This is a genomic window from Weissella sp. MSCH1, from assembly GCF_045799135.1.
In the GTDB taxonomy this organism is placed as follows: domain Bacteria; phylum Bacillota; class Bacilli; order Lactobacillales; family Lactobacillaceae; genus Weissella.
This window is the reverse complement of sequence record NZ_JBJMBA010000044.1, coordinates 48,807-66,656: the sequence shown is the minus strand read 5'-3', so window position 1 is coordinate 66,656 and position 17,850 is coordinate 48,807. Positions and strand designations below refer to the sequence as shown.

Genomic DNA, 17,850 nt, shown 5'->3' with positions numbered 1-17,850 from the left:
ATACTGAGGGTTCCAAATAAATCAGTTTGACAGGGAGATAGACATGTCAGAAAAGCTAAACATTGCGATGTTCTTTGGTGGTAATTCATCAGAACACGACGTTTCAAAGCGTTCAGCACGTAACATTTACGATGCAATGGACAAGGAAAAGTACAACGTAACGGTTTTCTTGATTTCTAAGGACGGAATCATGATCAATGCCGCTGATTCAAAGCGCGTATTTGATGGTGAAGACGAAGATACGATTGTGGCAGCAGCAAAGTCAAAGATGGACTTGAAGAACCCGTTGGCACCAATTGCAGTTTTGGGTGAGATGTCAGAAATTGACTTGTTCTACCCCGTAGTGCACGGTAACTTGGGTGAAGATGGTACGTTGCAAGCGTTGTTCCGCTTGTTGCAAAAGCCATACATTGGACCTGGTACTGCAGCTTCAGCAATGTCATTTGACAAGGATTTGACGAAGCGTATCTTGAACCAAGCTGGTATCCGTAACACGAAGTACGTGTTGTTGACGGACCAAAACTTCCAAGACTACACGTACGAGGGACTTGTTAAGGAGCTTGGTACGGAAGTGCTATTCGTTAAGGCTGCTAAGCAAGGGTCATCAGTTGGAATTTCACGCGTCACGAACGCCGCAGAATTCGAAGCTGGTGTTAAGGATGCTTTGCAATATGACTACAAGGTCTTAGTGGAAGCTGCTTTGACCAAGCCACGTGAAGTCTTCATTTCAATTTTGGGTAACGAACAACCACGTGCATCTCGTTTGGGTGGGATTGTTTTGCCTGAACAAGATGTTTGGTACGACTACAACAACAAGTTCGTTGATGCATCAGGAATGGTCTTTGAATTGCCAGTTGAGTTAGGGGATGACCTTGAAAAGGAAATCACTGACATGGCCTTAAACGCTTACAAGGCATTGGGACTTGTTGGGTTGACTCGTATGGACTTCATGATTGACGCTGATGGCACACCATACTTAGGTGAGCCAAATACATTGCCTGGCTTCACGAATATCTCACTATACCCACAAATGTGGGAAGTTTCAGGTATCAGCTACACGAACTTGATTGATGAAATTATCAACTACGGTTTGGCTGAATTCGAACGCAATGCCAAGTTGTCATACGACTTCGTGTCATTGGGTGAAGAGCACGTTGGTGAAAAGAAGTACAACGCCGAGCGCGCTAAGTAATATGGATTTAAAAACAATCAGTAACAGTGTTGTTGCTGGTTGTTTTTTATTTGGTGGCATGTGGCAACACGCGATGCTTAACTAGCTATCGCTACTTTATAAACGCCGTTATTTAGCGTATAATTTATAGTAAGACAATTTGTAGAAAAGGACTTAAAATGACTGAATCATTTACACCAACTTGGATGATTGATGCAATCTACCGTTTGACGCCTGAACAATTAAAGGCGCAAGGAATCAAGGCAGTGCTGACTGACTTGGACAACACGTTGATTGCTTGGAATAACCCAGACGGCACAACGGAATTGCACGACTGGCTTGAACAAATGAACGAGGCAGGAATCCCTGTAATGATCGTTTCAAATAATTCAGCACCCCGTATCGCGCGCGTTGCTGAACCTTTGAAGTTGCCATTTGTCTCACGTGCTTTGAAGCCACTGACCCGTGGTCTAAACGAGGCCACAACAACGCTTGGCTTGGCGAAGCAAGAAGTTGTCATGGTCGGCGATCAATTATTAACTGACGTCTGGTCATCTAATAATTATGGCGTTCGGAGCATTTTGGTTAAGCCGCTAATTGAGACTGACCAGTGGAATACAAAGATTAATCGTTTTTTTGAAAAGGGTGTTAAGAAGCGCATGTTGAATGCCCACCCAGAACTACAATGGAGGACTACTCTTGATTAGTGAAACAGAAGTACAAGGTTACTTGGACGATGGTTTGCGCTGCATTGGTTGTGGCGCTTTGATTCAAACTGAGCGTAAGGGTGAATTGGGTTATGCCCCAATGTCAGCCTTGCTTAAGGGCTTTGAAAATGAAGAAGTATTGTGCCAACGTTGCTTCCGTTTGCGTCACTATAACGAAATTCAACCCGTTGATTTGACGGATGATGATTTCCGTTTGTTGTTGAACGAAATTTCAACGACTGACTCTTTGGTTGTTTACGTGATGGACGTCTTTGACTTCTCAGGGTCATTGATTCCAGGCTTGCACCGCTTTGTTGGTAAGAACCCAGTTTTGTTGGTTGGTAACAAGGTTGATGTTTTGCCAAAGTCTTTGAAGCGTTCAAAGATTAAGGATTGGATGCGTCAACAAGCTAATGTAGCTGGGTTGCGTCCAATTGATGTGATGTTGACTTCAGGTAAGAGCGGTGATGATGTGCCTGAACTGTTGGATATGATTGAAAAGTATCGTGAAGGCCGTTCAGTTTACGTCGTTGGTGTGACGAACGTTGGTAAGTCAACGTTGATCAACCAAATCATTAAGGATGCAACTGGTGATTCAAAGGATGTCATCACAACGTCACGTTTCCCAGGAACGACGTTGGATCGTATTGAAATTCCACTTGATGATGACACATTCATTATTGATACACCAGGAATCATTCACCAAGATCAAATGGCACACTACTTGACGCCAAAGGATTTGAAGTACGTTTCACCACAAAAGGAATTGAAGCCAAAGACGTATCAATTGAACCCAGAACAAACGTTGTTCATGGGGGCCTTGGCCCGTTTTGATTTCATTCAAGGTGAGAAGGCCGGCATTACGGCTTACTTTGAAAATAATTTGATGATTCACCGGACGAAGTTGGAAAAGGCGGATGAGTTCTACAGCAAGCACGCTGGTGAACTATTGATGCCACCAACAACGGAAAACTTAGACATGTTGCCACCATTGCAACGTCACGAGTTTAAGGTGACTGAGAAGACGGATATCGTGATTGATGGATTGGGCTGGATTACAGTTCCTGCCAACACGGTAGTAGCAGGCTGGGCACCCGAGGGTGTTTCAGTATTAACACGAAGGGCAATGATTTAATATGATTTCACTACGCGGTAAGCAAAAGCGTTACCTACGTGCCTCAGCGCACGACATGCGACCACTCTTTAGTATTGGTAAGCAAGGATTGACACAAAACTGGTTGGATCAACTTTCAGATGCAATCAACAAGCGCGAGTTGTTCAAGGTTAATATCTTGGCAAACTCAGATGTTGAAGTTGCTGATTTGAAGGAATTTATCGAAGAGAACACGGATATTCAAGTTGTTCAAACGATTGGACACACGCTAGTATTGTTCGGAGAGTCAGCTGACAAAGAGAACCGTCGCTACTCTGTCGCCGTTCAAAAAATTTAACATCACTCTCGGAACGGGGGTTCGGGCATGATTAATACAATCGAGAAGACAATGACGCAAGCACAAGCTGAGCGTAGTTTTGTCGGTGAGACAAAGAAAATTGGTATTTTAGGTGGCACATTCAATCCACCGCACTTGGGACATTTGGTGATTGGCGAACAAGTCGCTGAACAGCTCGGCTTAGATAAAGTTTACTTTATGCCGAATGCTAAGCCGCCACATGTTGATCCTAAGGGGGCAATCGATCCCTTGCATCGTGCCAAAATGGTGCAAGCGGCCATTGCAGGTAACAGCCATTTTGGTTTGGAACTGCTGGAAGTGCAGCGAGGTGGTAAGAGTTATACGTACAACACCATGTTGCAATTAAAAGTTGAGCACCCTAATTATGAATACTATTTCATTATCGGCGGTGATGAAGTCGCTTATCTGAAAACATGGTATCGCATTGATGACCTGTTGAAGTTAGTGAATTTTGTCGGGGTTAATCGACCAGGACAACCACGAGAATCGGATTATCCCGTGAAATGGGTTGAGGTGCCAAACCTTGAAATCAGTTCAACGGATATTCGAAAGCGAATTGCGACCAAGCAGTCGGTTCGCTACTTGCTACCAGATATGGTGGCAGCCTACATTGTAGAAAACGGGTTATACATGGATGACAAACGAGATGATTTATCGGGGCCGGTACTATAACGGGTCACGAGTAAGTTTAGTCGCAGCTGCACAAGCTGCTATGTCTGATTACCGTTTCCAACACGTCCTACGTGTGGAGGAAATGGCAGTTCGGCTAGCAGACAAGTGGGGCATTGATGCAGAGTTGGCTTCTGTGGCAGCTTTGACGCACGATTACGCCAAGGAACGCTCAGATGCTGACTTCTTGGCGAAGATTGCGGAAAAGCAATTGGATCCGGATTTGGTTAATTGGGGTAATAACGTTTGGCACGGTATCGTTGGCGCAGAAATGGTCAAGGATGAGCTGGGCATTCAAAACGAAGATATCCTAACGGCAATTCGTCAGCACACAACAGGTGCCCCTTATATGACGACGCTGAGCCAAATTATTTATATGGCAGATTATATTGAAGCAGGGCGTGACTTCCCAGGGGTCGAAGAAGTTCGAGCTTTGGCGTTTGATGACCTTGCGGCTAGTGTGGGATGGCAAACGGGCCACACATTAGCGTACCTCATTGAAAAGCGCGTGCCGGTTTATCCGGGAACGCTTTTGACTTACAACGCATGGAGTGTAGAGAAGTAATGGAAAACAAAGTAAACGAAATGTTGGAAGTAGCTGTTAAGGCCGCTGATCAAAAGCGCGCTGAAAACTTGATGGCTTTGGACATTCACGAAATTAGCTTGGTGGCAGATGCCTACCTTATTTTGGATGCCCCAACGCAACGCCAAGTTTTGGCGATTGTTGATGAAATCGAAGACAAGATGGCTGAAGCAGGATTCGAGTTGCAACGCCACGAAGGCCGTCGTGAAGGTGAATGGGTCTTGATGGACTTTGGTGACTTGTTTGTTCACGTCTTCAAGGATGAGATGCGTCAATTCTACAACTTGGAAAAGTTGTGGGGCGCTGCACCTGAAATTGATATTGACCAATGGATTGTTAAGGAAGAGTTCTAATGAATTATCAAACTTTTGCGAAGTTGTATGACGACCTGTTCGATGAGGATGCATACGCTGATTGGTTCCAATACGCTACTAAGTTCATTAAGAACAAAGATGGTAAGTTATTAGAATTAGCGGGTGGTGCAGGTCGATTGGCTATCCAATTAAAGAAGGCTGGGTACGAAGACGTCACGGTCTTTGATTTATCAACTGAAATGTTGGCTTTGGCAGCACAACACGCACAGGAAGCAGATGTGATGTTGCCACTAATTGAAGGTGATATGCGTGAATGGTCAGATTACGAGCAAAAGTTTGCAACCATTACGTCGTTTGCGGATTCTTTCAATTATCTGGCGTCTGAAGAAGAAACGCTGCAAGCCTTTAAGCAAGTTGCAGCTCACTTGGAAGATGATGGTCAATTTTTGTTTGACGTGATTTCGCCATGGCAGACCGACGTGTACTATCCGGGTTATATGTACAATTGGCACGATGATGAGACGGCATTTATGTGGTCTTCATATGGTGTTGAGGAGCAAGCCCACACAGTAGAACACGAGTTAACATTCTTTGTTTACAATGAAGAAATTGATGGCTTCCAACAAATTCAAGAAGTGCACACAGAGCGCACGTACGAGTTAGAAACATATAAGCGCTTGTTGACTGAAGCTGGTTTTACCAACATTGAGGTATTGGCTGACTTTGGTCGCGAAACAGTAACGGCGGAATCGCCACGTTGGTTCTTTAACGCAACGAAAGCTTAAAAAGGAGTGAGCTGGTAATGGAGGCTGTTGGGCTAATAACCGAATATAATCCGTTCCACAATGGACACGCTTACCATGTGGCACAAGCGAAAGCACTAACCGGTGCTGACGTCGTGGTCGCTGTCATGAGTGGTAACTACGTGCAACGTGGGGTGCCAGCTAGCTTTGATAAGTGGCGGCGGGCGGAACTGGCGTTACTAGGTGGGGTTGATTTAGTTTTTGAATTGCCGTTCGCATTTGCGGTACAGCCGGCGCATATTTTTGCGCGTGGTGCAGTGCAATTGCTTGCCGATACGGGTGTGAAAACGATTGTTTTTGGCGCTGAACACGGCGATTTGGACTTTCTAGCGCTAGCACAACAGGCCCATCAACGGTTAATGGCTGACAAACAGTTTTCAACTGACTACAGTCAAACTTATGCCACGGCATTTAATGATGTGCTGGCGGACGTGGTTGGCTTTCGATTAACTGATCCAAATGATATGTTAGGGTTTGCGTATGCGACCGCTGTCATTGAATTAGGCTTAGTAGGGACAATCACGTTGCGACCAATCCAGCGGATTAAAGCGGGCTATCATGAGACGCAGTTGGTTGATGATCATATTGCCAGTGCAACTGCCATCCGAGAATTAATGGACAAACAAGCACCAACGACGTCTTTCTTACCGTACGTTGGACAGCAAGCTGCTGAGTTGTTAGCCCAAGGCGCTCAAACCGCACCTTGGTCAACGACTTGGTACCACGCGTTGCAAACGAAAGTGATGACGACGCCAATTGCTGAACTTGAACAAATTTATCAGTTAACGGATGGTTTAGCGTATCGATTGCAAGAGCAGGTGGCGCAACACTTAGCGACTGATTTTACGTCATTTATGGCAGCATATAAGTCGAAACGATATACACAAGCGCGCCTACAACGCACGTTACTATACACTGTTTTAAATATTACAAGCGCGGAAATGCAAACCGCGATGGCAACGCCTTATTTGCGCATGCTTGGGGCCACGAAACTTGGTCGTCGTTATCTCAAGCAACAGCGTGATGAGTTTTCGTTGCCGGTGATACATAAAGTTGAAAAGGATGATTTAACCGGCATTTTAGCGCTTGATTATCGAGCTGGTCGATTGTATCAACTTTTCTCACAACGACCAGCCGATCTTGCGAAGGCGCAGGACACCGGTCGCATTCCAGTTTTTATAGAAAGAGGATAAGTCATGAAGTGGCAATTTGTGGAACTCCAGAAGTATAAGACAGAAGCACTCCAGTTCAATGAAGTTGTGGATTTGAAGGATGAAATTACAACAACGTTTGGGGATGTCATTTTAGATGTTACCCCGTTAACAGTGACGGGTTTTGCACAAGCAGATCGTGAAGACATCATTGTTCACGCGAATGTGAAGGGACAACTAGTGACACCGTCAACGCGTTCATTGGAACCTGTTGAAATGCCAATTGATTTTGACATTGACGAAGTTTACTTGCAAGATGAAGCGCACGCTGACCGTTATGAAATTGAGGATTCAGTCATCTTAGTTGAAGATGGTGTGATTGATTTCAACCAGGCGTTGGCCGAGTATGTGGCATTGTCAGTGCCATTGCAAGTGTTGACTGAAGAAGAACAGAATCAACCAATGCCTGAAGGAAATGGTTGGGCAGTGATTTCTGAAGATGACTTTGACAAGAAAAAGGAAGAAGAGCCAGTACAAGCGAATACGCCACTGGCTGGTTTGGCTGACTTGTTCAAGGATGAAGATTAGTTAAACAGAAGCGCTTACCGGCGTTGAACCGGTGAGCGTTTTTCCACATTTTAAACGGAAGGAATACTTGCATAATGGCTAAGCCGAAAGAAACGCCGATGATGAAGCAGTACAACGAAATCAAGGCGCAATATCCAGATGCATTTTTGTTTTATCGTCTGGGAGATTTTTATGAACTGTTTAATGACGATGCCGTTTTGGGATCACAACTATTAGAATTAACGTTGACCCAACGGAATAAGAATTCCGCTGAACCAATTCCGATGGCTGGCGTACCACATCACGCCGCCCAGAATTATATCGATATTTTGGTCGATAAGGGATACAAAGTTGCGGTTGTTGAACAGATGGAAAATCCGGCTGAAGCAGAAGGAATGGTTAAGCGCGAGGTTGTCCAATTGGTGACACCTGGTACCCGGATGCGCACAAGTGCTGATGCGGCGAAAGAAAATAACTATCTAGTTAGTCTATCAATCACACCAGCGGGTGGTTTCGGCTTGGCGTATACCGATCTATCAACGGGTGAAGTTAAAGCGACCACGGTGACTGCAACTGGGGGCGTGCTTAATGAAATCAGTCGCCTGGAAACTAAGGAAATTGTCACAAACGCAACGTTGCCAGATGATTTGACGGCCAATTTAACCAGTTTGGGAATTTTGGTGTCACATCAGGATGAAGAAGCGGCTAACGCGGAAACGTCGTATTTGACGCAACAACTGACGGTGCCAGAACAAAAAGAGGCCGCCGATGTGTTATTGGCCTATCTGTTTGCGACACAAAAACGGTCACTTGATCATTTGCAAATGGCGTCATCATACGAAATCGCGCAATATTTGAAGTTAGATCGTAACTCACGCGCTAATTTGGAATTGACGGTTAATTTACGCACCCAACAACGGTCTGGTACCCTCTTATGGTTGCTGGACAATACGAAAACCGCAATGGGTGGTCGTGCCTTAAAGCAATGGTTGGAACAACCATTACTGGATCGGGAAACGATTGAGCAACGCTATGACAAGATTGGTGAGTTACTCAAAGATTTCTTCTCGCGGGCGGCATTGCAGGAAACATTGAAGTCAGTCTACGATTTGGAACGTTTGGCTGGACGCGTGGCGTATGGTACAGCAAACGGCCGTGACTTATTGCAGTTGCGTAATTCGTTGCGACAAGTGCCAGATATCATGGTAACGCTGGGAGATTTAGATCCGGCCGTTTTCGGCGATTTGCTCCGTCGAATTGACCCTGTGTCAGACATTGAAAAGTTAATTTCCACGGCTATCGCTGAAGAACCACCAATTTCGGTCACTGATGGTGGCGTGATTCGGGCCGGGTATAACACACGCCTGGATGAATATCGCAGTGTCATGAAGAATGGTAAGCAATGGTTGGCTGAATTAGAGGCGAAGGAACGTAGCGAAACTGGTATTAGTTCGTTGAAAATCGGTTTTAACAAGGTGTTTGGCTACTACATTGAAGTCACTAAAGCGAACATTGATAAACTCGACCCAGACCGTTATACGCGTAAGCAAACATTGGTCAATGCGGAACGTTTTATCACGCCCGAACTAAAGGATCGTGAGCAAATGATTCTGGAAGCCGAAACGAAGTCGAGTGATTTGGAATACCAGTTATTTACGGAAGTGCGTGAGCAAATTAAAAATAACATTACCCGTATTCAAAAGCTCGCGGCCACATTGGCTGAGTTGGATGTGCTACAATCATTGGCAACCGTGGCAGAGGACTACAAGTTTACGCGGCCTGAGTTGACGGATAAGCAACGGTTAGTGATTAAAGACGGTCGCCACCCGGTTGTTGAAAAAGTGTTGGGTCACCAATCTTATGTGGCCAATGATGTGTTTATGGATGAGGATGAGACCATCATGTTGATTACGGGACCGAATATGTCCGGTAAGTCAACCTACATGCGTCAATTAGCGTTGACGGTTGTGATGGCTCAAATCGGTTCGTACGTGCCAGCTAGCGAAGCTGAGTTGCCTATTTTTGATCAAATCTTTACCCGCATTGGGGCGGCGGATGACTTGATTTCAGGTAATTCAACTTTCATGGTGGAAATGTCTGAGGCAAATACAGCCATTCAGAACGCCACAAAGCGATCATTGATTTTGTTTGATGAACTTGGACGTGGAACAGCAACCTATGATGGGATGGCGTTGGCGCAAGCGATTATTGAACACGTGCACAATAACACGAAGGCGAAAACGTTATTCTCAACTCACTATCACGAGTTAACGGCGCTATCTGATGAATTACCTAATTTGCGAAATGTTCACGTTGGTGCAACGGAAGAAAATGGCGAATTAGTCTTCTCACACAAGGTGTTAACGGGTCCAGCTGATCAAAGTTACGGGATTAACGTTGCCAAATTGGCGGGCTTGCCAGATAGTTTGATTGACCGGGCGGCTGATATTTTGGCCAACTTGGAGGCTCAGGATGTGTCATTGGAAGCGACAGCGCCGACACAACCTGCTAAGCTAGCTGAACCAGTTGCCACATATCAGGCGCCGGTGGCTGAGCCGGAACTCGAGGTTACGACGACTGAACCAGCAGATACGCAGTTAGACTTGTTTGCCGTTGGACCAGAAATTGATACAGCCACGCAAGCCGTTTTGGATGAAATTAAAGCAACAAATATTGCAACAATGACGCCATTAGATGCCATGATGAAGTTAAATGAGTGGCAAAAGCAAATGAAGTAAAAGAGGGTTAAGAGATGGCTGAGATTCATGAGCTTTCTGATATTTTAGCGAACCAGATTGCGGCCGGTGAGGTGATTGAGCGGCCTGCGTCAGTGGTTAAAGAGTTGGTTGAAAATGCGATTGATGCTAATTCCCAGCAAATTGATATTTTGGTGGAAGAAGCAGGGGTAAAATCAATTCGGATTATCGATGATGGCGATGGCATCGACGCTGATCAGGTGACGAAGGCATTTTTGCGTCACGCAACGTCAAAGATTACATCACGTAATGATTTGTTCCGCGTACATTCACTTGGGTTCCGTGGTGAAGCGCTCCCATCAATTGCGTCAGTTGCGGATGTTGTGCTGGAAACAGCCACAGCCGGATCGGAACAAGGTAAGCGCGTTCACTACAAGGGTGGCGAATTGCTCGAAGAAATTGGGACTGGTGCACGTAAGGGAACGGACATTACGGTGTCAGATATTTTCTTCAATACGCCTGCCCGCTTGAAGTATTTGAAGTCACAATCAACCGAGCTGGCTCAGATTGTAGATGTCATTAATCGGTTGGCATTGAGTTATCCAGAGATTGGCTTCCGCTTGTCGCACAATGGTAATGAGGTAATGCGAACGGCGGGTAATGGTAATTTGCAACAAGTTATCGCCGCTATTTACGGTGTCCAACAAGCACGTAAGATGCAGGCCATTCAAGCTGAAGATAATGACTTTGAGGTGTCAGGTTACATTTCATTACCAGAATTAACACGTGCAAGTCGTTCATACATCTCAGTGCTGATTAATGGGCGCTATATTAAAAATTACAATCTCACCAAAGCGTTGATTAAAGGCTACGGTTCTAAGTTAATGGTTGGTCGCTTCCCAATTGCGGTGTTACAAATTACAATGGATCCATTGTTGGTCGATGTGAACGTACACCCACAAAAGCATGAGGTCCGTTTGTCAAAAGAAAGCCAGTTGATGGCGTTGATTGAACAAGCTGTGAAGAATCGGTTTGCTAATGAGAATTTGATTCCGAATGCCTATGAGAATTATTTGGGTGAGGAGCAAAACGCGGCTGAAAATGATGCAGCTTTTATTGCCCAACTAAACGATGCGTCACAGCCATACGTTAGTTCATATGCGCCGGAGTCGACACCAGATCATCCGGTACCAATGACACCAGCTGACTATGAAAAGTTGGCGGATAACTTCTCGGTGTCTGATGTGACCCCTGTGGTAGTTCACAATGCCGAGGAACTGCAAGGCACTGCCGTGAGTGAATTTGCGAATAAGTATCAAGATGGTGCGGATATTAACCCCTTTGACGAAGGCGGTACAGCGATGGTGGCTGAGCAAAAGTCACTGGATTTGGCAGATGACAGTATTCAAGCAGTTGATGAACATGGACAAACATTCCCTAAGTTAGACTATATTGGGCAAATGCACGGGACGTTCTTGTTTGCACAATCTGAAGAAGGCCTGTACCTAATTGACCAACACGCAGCTCAGGAACGTGTTAAGTATGAGTATTACCGTGAAGAGATTGGTAAGGTTGGCTTAGAAATGCAAAAGTTGCTAGTGCCAATCGTGTTGAATTACCCCAAAATTGATATTTTGAAGATTCAATCACATGAAGCTGAGTTAGCCCAAGTTGGCCTGCATTTGGAACCGTTCGGGGATGATGCGGTCATTGTTCGCGAGCATCCTGGCTGGTTCGAAAAGGGCCAAGAAGAAGATACGATTCGTGAAATGGTTGACTGGATTCTGCGGGATGGTAGCTTAACGGTTGCACAATTCCGTGAGCGAACGGCAATTATGATGGCATGCAAACGCTCAATTAAGGCTAACTGGTCAATGAACGATTTTGAAGCTAAGGGATTACTTGATCAATTATCACATTCAGAGAACCCTTACAATTGCCCACACGGTCGTCCCGTCTTGGTGACGTTCTCAACGTTGGACATGCAAAAGATGTTCAAGCGTATCCAAGATTCACACGAACCTTGGATTGAGTATGATAATCACCCCTTTTAATTTGAAAGTGGTCTAATTTAGCTATAAACTAAAGTCATCAATTAAGAAATTAAAAACTTTAACAGAGGTAATTTATCATGAAGGCACGTGTATTTTACGCAACTATCACCGGAAACAACGAAGACGTCGCAGATGTAATCATTGATACATTTGAGGCAGAAGGTGTTGAAGTCACTAAGGAAGATATCCAAATGGTTGACCCTCACGACATCTCAGCTGATGAAACCGATATCGTTGTGGTTGTACCATACACGTTCGATAAGGGAACGGTTCCTGACGAGTCTTTGGACTTCTTTGAAGACTTGGAAGATACTGACCTATCAGGTATCGTTTACGGTGTTTCAGGTTCAGGGGATGACTTCTACGGTAAGGACTTTGCGGTTGCTATCGACAAGTTCGAGGCCCAATTCGAAAAGTCAGGTGCTACCAAGGGGGCAGACGGTGTAAAGGTTAACTTGAGCCCAGACGTTGAAGCAACTGAAGAATTACAAGCATTCACGAAGGCTTTGATTGCCAAGGTAAATGCATAATAACTTCTCAAAAAGACAGAAAACCAATCGGCTTTCTGTCTTTTTTTCATGCTATTATTTGCTAAGCTATGTGAATTGTATGTAAATGGCATCGGACTTTCCGATAACAAAAGCTCTGACAAAACGGAAACAATGTCCTATACTATTAAGAAGTGGATAAGATAGAGAAAGAGAAAGTGTGGTCTACTATATGTTATTACGCGAACGCATAAATGAGATCCGGCAGACCAAACACATTCCCATTGAAAGGTTTGTGCGAAACGGTATCTCAAAAAATAAATATTACCGCTTCGTATCAGGCGAAGGATCCGTTAATATCGGAGATTTACAAAAGATAATTGAAATTTTAACGGTTTCATTATCGGAATTGGTAGCCGAATCTGATGAGCGTGATAGTTTAATTTTTAATGAATTTGGTGACTATTGGCAATTGTCACTGCCTGAATTGCGCGAACGTGCCAGTACGTTTGCACACCGTTACATGCAATCTCAAATGAAGGCGCATTATATTGCGTCGACTGTGTATGAATTGTTGGCGGGGCGTAAAGCTGGCGAAGACATTTCTGATTACGTTGATGAATTATATAAAGAGCTAAAGCGCCAACGCTTTTTTACAATTTTTGATTTGCAAGTCTTTCGCATTTTGATGCCACAGCTAAACGTGGCCCGTTTCTTTAAGTTGTATGAAGTGTTTGCGGTTTCGTTGCGTACTTATGAAAACTACAATCCAGCTGACGGAATTGAATTAATGGTTAAAGTGCACGCAACAGCTTTGTCGTATGCAATCAGTTCAACGGCACGTGCTCAGAAATACTTGAGTTTTGTTATCGAACAAATTGAGGCCTTACAGGGTCGCCCATTTACATCAGAATTTGCAATTATGAAACGTTTTGTGTCGATTGTTCGCTTATATCAGAGTGGTAATGTTGATGCTGCTAAACGCGCATTTGATAGTTTTAATGGGGCTGCTAAACGTTTGGACATTCAACGATTATGGGTGTCCCCCAACTTGTTGGATTTTGAAACGTTTTGGAAACGCCTAATTTCGATTGATCCCAGTAAGCTTCAAGAATCTGATACTGCTCTGAAATCCGCTGAAATTGAAACGGTTGATTTTGGCGTTTTTGGGATGGGTGAAGCATTTGCTTTTATCATGAAGCTTAAGAAATTGTCGGTTCATGAATTTGAGCTGGCGGGGATGAGTCACTCTAAAATTTATCGGGTTCGTAAAAACCTAGCTGAATTTGACGTGGAAGATTTGTTTGCAGGAATGCTGGCCGCGCGTTTGGATGTCCGGGATATTGACGTGTATTTAACAGCCAGTTCAGCCGCGATGGGACGTCCACGTTTCGGTATGCGACATCTGACTTTGCCGGAATTACAAGAGGCAATTACTAAGTATGAAGCTTTAGCTGAAGAGACCGGTTTGGATTTGTATACGGAAATGAGTCTTGAATTCCGTGGGGTAGTCCTAAAAAATACCGTTAAGAATTGGTTGACGTCACCAGAATTGCAACAATTATCTGACGATGTCAAAGCCCATTTGGAACATTTTGATGAGTGGCACGAGTCACAGCATCGTCTGGCTTCATGGGCATTTTTGGATGAAAAAACGGATGTCAGCATTGGGCAACGGATGGAAATTTTGTTATCGTTTACCCGGAATGCTCAAGTGTTTAAGTACCCGTACGACCCAATTTTGATTAATTTTGATCCGGTTTTGATGCAGGCAATCTTACGCAAGGATGCTGCCAAGGCGCAAGAAATTTATCAACGCTTGTTTGCGGAATACCAGGCACGACCAGATTTACAACTATACTTCAATTATCGTTGGCATAAATTGTTGAACGAACAATTGTTAAAAGTTGTGCAAGATGGTTTTGTGGTACCCATGACGATTGAAGGTGTTTTGCGTGATGTTGAAACAGTGACTGGTGAACGGCGATTCATCGTGCCTTATTTGGCGATTTTGGACGCGATTCGCGAAGTTTATCCGGCTTACTAATTGCGGAACGAAACGCTTGAAAAAAGTGTGGGGCACTGTATAATCCAATACGGGAAAGAAATTGAGTTGAGATGAGGTTGAAGACGATGCGTGTAACGCAACATGTTTTATTCCGATTCGTGATGAGTTTGCTTGGTGTCTTGCTAGTTGCTGGTCATACAGCGCATGCTGATGCCATTAATCAGGCGCGCTATCGCGTCAATGTGTTATCTGGCACGGCAAGCCAGCAGAAGGCGGTAGTGGCCGCTAAAACGATGTGGACGACAGCGTTGCATGAACCGAGCCTATTTCAGGCAACTGATGTGCAACCAGATGCGACCACAATCACGATTGAATTTAACGATACAAAAGAAATTGCGGGCCATGCGAAAGGTAATCAAGTAGCAGCTGATGTTTTAGGTGAGACATCCTATGTGGCCGGCACGAAAAAGATTGTTATTTTTACAAAAGGTATCGCAACTAACTTTAAATTAACCTCATATCAGACGATAGCTGATTATACAGCGAGTGTTATCGCTCACGAAATGGGGCACGCAATGGGGTTGCGACACACTTTGACAAATAAAAATGATTTGATGTATCCGGTGAATACAGGACCGAATCAGGCAATCACTCGCCTAGACGCCACGAAACTACCATGGCAAGTAGCAACGGCAGCTCTAGATGACTTGGATAAGAATACATCGATGGCAAATAGTCAGTTTGTGACGACACGAATGTCGATGTTTTCAGCGAGAGTGGCCCATTTGCCCACTTTGTTTTGGGTGATGGTTGTTGCGCTGATTGTGGCATCGCTGGCGATTATTATTAGATTAGTTGCTTGGCGTCGAAAAGTTTTGGCCGAGCTGCAAGGCTAATTTGAGAAAAAATAATGGACAATAAAAAAACGTCCCAGATTTGAGCTGAATTCGCATAGAATTCAGCTCTTTTTTTAGGTTACTTGGAAAATCATAGTTATAGAGCTTAATTTGGGGAAGAAACCGAATATAAAGGCTAGGCCGGAGTACACTTATACATGTTAAGAAATGAATTGGCTGGTGGAGCGGTTGACTTTTCTCTCATACCACACCATACCTAATTGAAAAGACGCGATCTTTTTGCAACACTCGATCAGTCAATTCATTTCTTAATAGCTAGTGTGATGTTAGCGATGACCGGTGAATTCGAACGAGTTTGCCCGTTTTTGCGTTAAACACTAACTTTTTTCTCCAGAATAGCGGAGAGTGTTGCTATACTGGGACTTAAAGAGAAGGCAAGGCCATATGCACACAAGTTGCTTTCGGTTAGAATGAAGATACATTCGGAAACTAAGGGAACGCGAAATGGATAATATGGTATCGAAAACAAAGACGGGCGTCTCCGATCAGAAGACGTACCGGAAAACATTAAGAAAGAGAATTAACCAGCGCGGCCAGAATATTATGATAATGATTGGCTTGTACTTCGTCACGAGTGTGTTCGATATGTTTGTACAACCCAACTCACGGTTGTGGATTACGTTGTCATTGGCGGTGTTAACCACAGCAATTTTGGCATCAATTGCGCGTCTGGTTTATACAATTTTCCTTCGGGGAATTGCGAAAGGTTTGTTAGCGAATATTCCGTTGGTGTTCTTGGCAATTGCTTGGGTCTTTAAAGCAGTTGCATTGAGCTACACCATTCATTAGGAATGTTTGTGGGACGAAAGAGGGCGTCAGACATGACATTAAAGAGAGAAAAAATTGTGTTGACGGCACTCGTTGGTTTGGCAGCCACGGGAACATTGCTCGTTCAACAAGAAAAATTGGTTGAAGCTTCACCATATACATCCGGGCAAGAGTCAACAACTAGTAACAATCAGAAGCAGGTTGTTATCAATTTGGTTGATGATGCGGGCAACCCAGTGACTTGGTTCCAGGCGGACGGTACCAATGGTGGTTCAAGTATTGAATATGCCAGTCAAGACGGTAATCTTGAAGGAATGCAGTTGATTGCATTGCCAACCGGTGTTACTGCAACTGGCGTGACATCTTCTGATCAAGGTCAAATTGCAATGGTGCAGGGTGGCCAACTGTATATTACGTTGTCTGCCATTCAAGGCTCAGTTGCTCACTTCACGTTGACGGGGGCTGCATTTGCATCAAGCAACCCAGCATCATCTAGCGCAACGTCAGATGCAAATTCATCTGCAGCAACTGATCCTGGTTCGGTTGCGCCAAGCGCTTCGTCAGTTGCACCGAGTGCGTCATCTGTTCAGGTATCACACAGTGTATCTGCAGTCGTGACAACGCCAAGTGAGGCACCGTCATCGGTGGTCACTTCACAAGCGCCGGCATCATCTTCAACGGTAACGAAGCCTAGCGATGCGACGTCAGAGGTAGCGAGCGAGACGCCGATGGTACCAAACGTCGCTTCACAATCAAGTATCACGGTTGAACCAAACCAATCAGTAGCATCATCTGCTTCGGAGGTAAGTGAATCAGCGACGGGTACGCCATCTAGTGCAAACAGCTCTGTGGCATCAGCACCAGCAAGCATGGCCGCGGTTGCTGATAGTGAAACGGTTGGTCAGACTGAATCAGCCCCGGTTGCGCCACAATCAAATGGTGCAACCCAGGTCATCCTGCCAGCATTGGCAACCCAGCCTGCGGCAATTGTTAACTTACCTAAGATGGCAGCAACGATTACGCCAACTAAGCAAATTGATTGGCAAACGCCAACGTCTGCAAGTGCGGTCATAGACGCAGCTGCGGCGTTGCAACAACCAGCGCAAACGACCCCAGCAAGTGCGACGAGTCCTGCATCAACAAAGTCAACAGCCCAGCCCAACGCTAAGCATGATCAACCAAACGACACAACGGTCGTTAAAAAGGGATCTTTGTTAAGCTCAACGGCCGATGCGCCAAAGCCATCAATGTGGAACGACAAAGCGCGTACATTTTCAGCACTTTCTGTTGGGATGAGCGCGTTGGCAGTGGCCGCTCAAATGCTTTTGTCAAAGCTAGCCATTTTTAAAAACTTATTACAATAAAGAGGCTTAAGCAAGTGGTGTAAAGCCTCTTATCATCAACATTAAAAGAGCGGTAGCATGTTTCGAAAGCGACACATGCTACCGCTCTTTTTTGCTTATTTTTTATACATAACTGCGC

Annotated in this window: 17 protein-coding genes; all 17 read left to right on the top strand. The window is 44.8% G+C overall.

The annotated features are described in order from the left end of the window. Window positions 1-43: 43 nt before the first annotated feature. The 17 genes from ACJ28U_RS09180 (at window position 44) to ACJ28U_RS09100 (ending at window position 17,732) form a co-directional block, all read left to right on the top strand. Window positions 44-1,192 (top strand): D-alanine--D-alanine ligase family protein, encoded by a 1,149-nt coding sequence (locus ACJ28U_RS09180; protein ID WP_099088377.1) that lies wholly within the window; start codon window positions 44-46, stop codon window positions 1,190-1,192. Between the two features lie 158 nt (window positions 1,193-1,350). Beyond that, window positions 1,351-1,878, top strand: coding sequence for a YqeG family HAD IIIA-type phosphatase (locus ACJ28U_RS09175; RefSeq protein ID WP_010373527.1), 528 nt, complete (start codon window positions 1,351-1,353; stop codon window positions 1,876-1,878). Beyond that, window positions 1,871-3,013, top strand: coding sequence for a ribosome biogenesis GTPase YqeH (yqeH, locus tag ACJ28U_RS09170; RefSeq protein ID WP_010373529.1), 1,143 nt, complete (start codon window positions 1,871-1,873; stop codon window positions 3,011-3,013). Before ACJ28U_RS09175 ends, yqeH begins: the two co-directional genes overlap by 8 nt. Window position 3,014: 1 nt before the next feature. After that, complete coding sequence (gene yhbY, locus ACJ28U_RS09165; protein ID WP_043707651.1) at window positions 3,015-3,329, top strand: ribosome assembly RNA-binding protein YhbY; 315 nt, start codon at window positions 3,015-3,017, stop codon at window positions 3,327-3,329. A 27-nt stretch (window positions 3,330-3,356) separates the two neighbouring features. Then, window positions 3,357-4,022, top strand: coding sequence for a nicotinate-nucleotide adenylyltransferase (locus ACJ28U_RS09160; RefSeq protein ID WP_010373533.1), 666 nt, complete (start codon window positions 3,357-3,359; stop codon window positions 4,020-4,022). Then, window positions 3,985-4,584, top strand: a complete 600-nt coding sequence (gene yqeK / locus ACJ28U_RS09155) for a bis(5'-nucleosyl)-tetraphosphatase (symmetrical) YqeK (RefSeq protein ID WP_099088375.1) — start codon at window positions 3,985-3,987, stop codon at window positions 4,582-4,584. The genes ACJ28U_RS09160 and yqeK overlap by 38 nt, the downstream gene beginning before the upstream one ends. After that, window positions 4,584-4,955 (top strand): ribosome silencing factor, encoded by a 372-nt coding sequence (gene rsfS / locus ACJ28U_RS09150; RefSeq protein ID WP_010373537.1) that lies wholly within the window; start codon window positions 4,584-4,586, stop codon window positions 4,953-4,955. The genes yqeK and rsfS overlap by 1 nt, the downstream gene beginning before the upstream one ends. Next, window positions 4,955-5,701, top strand: a complete 747-nt coding sequence (locus ACJ28U_RS09145; RefSeq protein WP_099088374.1) for a class I SAM-dependent methyltransferase — start codon at window positions 4,955-4,957, stop codon at window positions 5,699-5,701. The genes rsfS and ACJ28U_RS09145 overlap by 1 nt, the downstream gene beginning before the upstream one ends. Before the next feature lie 17 nt (window positions 5,702-5,718). Next, window positions 5,719-6,912: a nucleotidyltransferase gene (locus ACJ28U_RS09140; protein ID WP_407619046.1), complete on the top strand. Its 1,194-nt coding sequence runs from the start codon at window positions 5,719-5,721 to the stop codon at window positions 6,910-6,912. Between the two features lie 3 nt (window positions 6,913-6,915). Further along, entirely contained in the window at window positions 6,916-7,458 is a 543-nt protein-coding gene (locus ACJ28U_RS09135) for a DUF177 domain-containing protein (RefSeq protein WP_010373543.1), read from the top strand. 74 nt (window positions 7,459-7,532) lie between these two features. Continuing rightward, a complete protein-coding gene (gene mutS / locus ACJ28U_RS09130) occupies window positions 7,533-10,175 on the top strand; it encodes a DNA mismatch repair protein MutS (protein ID WP_407619045.1) in 2,643 nt (880 codons plus the stop codon). Between the two features lie 14 nt (window positions 10,176-10,189). Then, the gene (gene mutL, locus ACJ28U_RS09125; protein ID WP_407619044.1) at window positions 10,190-12,187 is read left to right on the top strand and encodes a DNA mismatch repair endonuclease MutL; all 1,998 of its coding nucleotides are present in this window, start codon (window positions 10,190-10,192) and stop codon (window positions 12,185-12,187) included. Between the two features lie 77 nt (window positions 12,188-12,264). Continuing rightward, the gene (locus ACJ28U_RS09120) at window positions 12,265-12,717 is read left to right on the top strand and encodes a flavodoxin domain-containing protein (RefSeq protein ID WP_010373549.1); all 453 of its coding nucleotides are present in this window, start codon (window positions 12,265-12,267) and stop codon (window positions 12,715-12,717) included. Window positions 12,718-12,970: 253 nt separating this feature from the next. Beyond that, window positions 12,971-14,722 carry an XRE family transcriptional regulator gene (locus tag ACJ28U_RS09115; RefSeq protein ID WP_407619043.1) on the top strand — a complete coding sequence of 584 codons (1,752 nt, stop codon included), beginning with the start codon at window positions 12,971-12,973 and terminating at the stop codon, window positions 14,720-14,722. 71 nt (window positions 14,723-14,793) lie between these two features. Beyond that, window positions 14,794-15,579, top strand: coding sequence for a matrixin family metalloprotease (locus ACJ28U_RS09110; RefSeq protein WP_407619042.1), 786 nt, complete (start codon window positions 14,794-14,796; stop codon window positions 15,577-15,579). A 564-nt stretch (window positions 15,580-16,143) separates the two neighbouring features. Next, window positions 16,144-16,389, top strand: coding sequence for a hypothetical protein (locus ACJ28U_RS09105; RefSeq protein WP_407619041.1), 246 nt, complete (start codon window positions 16,144-16,146; stop codon window positions 16,387-16,389). A gap of 32 nt (window positions 16,390-16,421) precedes the next feature. Further along, on the top strand, window positions 16,422-17,732 hold the full coding sequence (locus ACJ28U_RS09100) for a hypothetical protein (RefSeq protein ID WP_407619040.1): 1,311 nt from the start codon (window positions 16,422-16,424) through the stop codon (window positions 17,730-17,732). Window positions 17,733-17,850 lie beyond the last annotated feature (118 nt).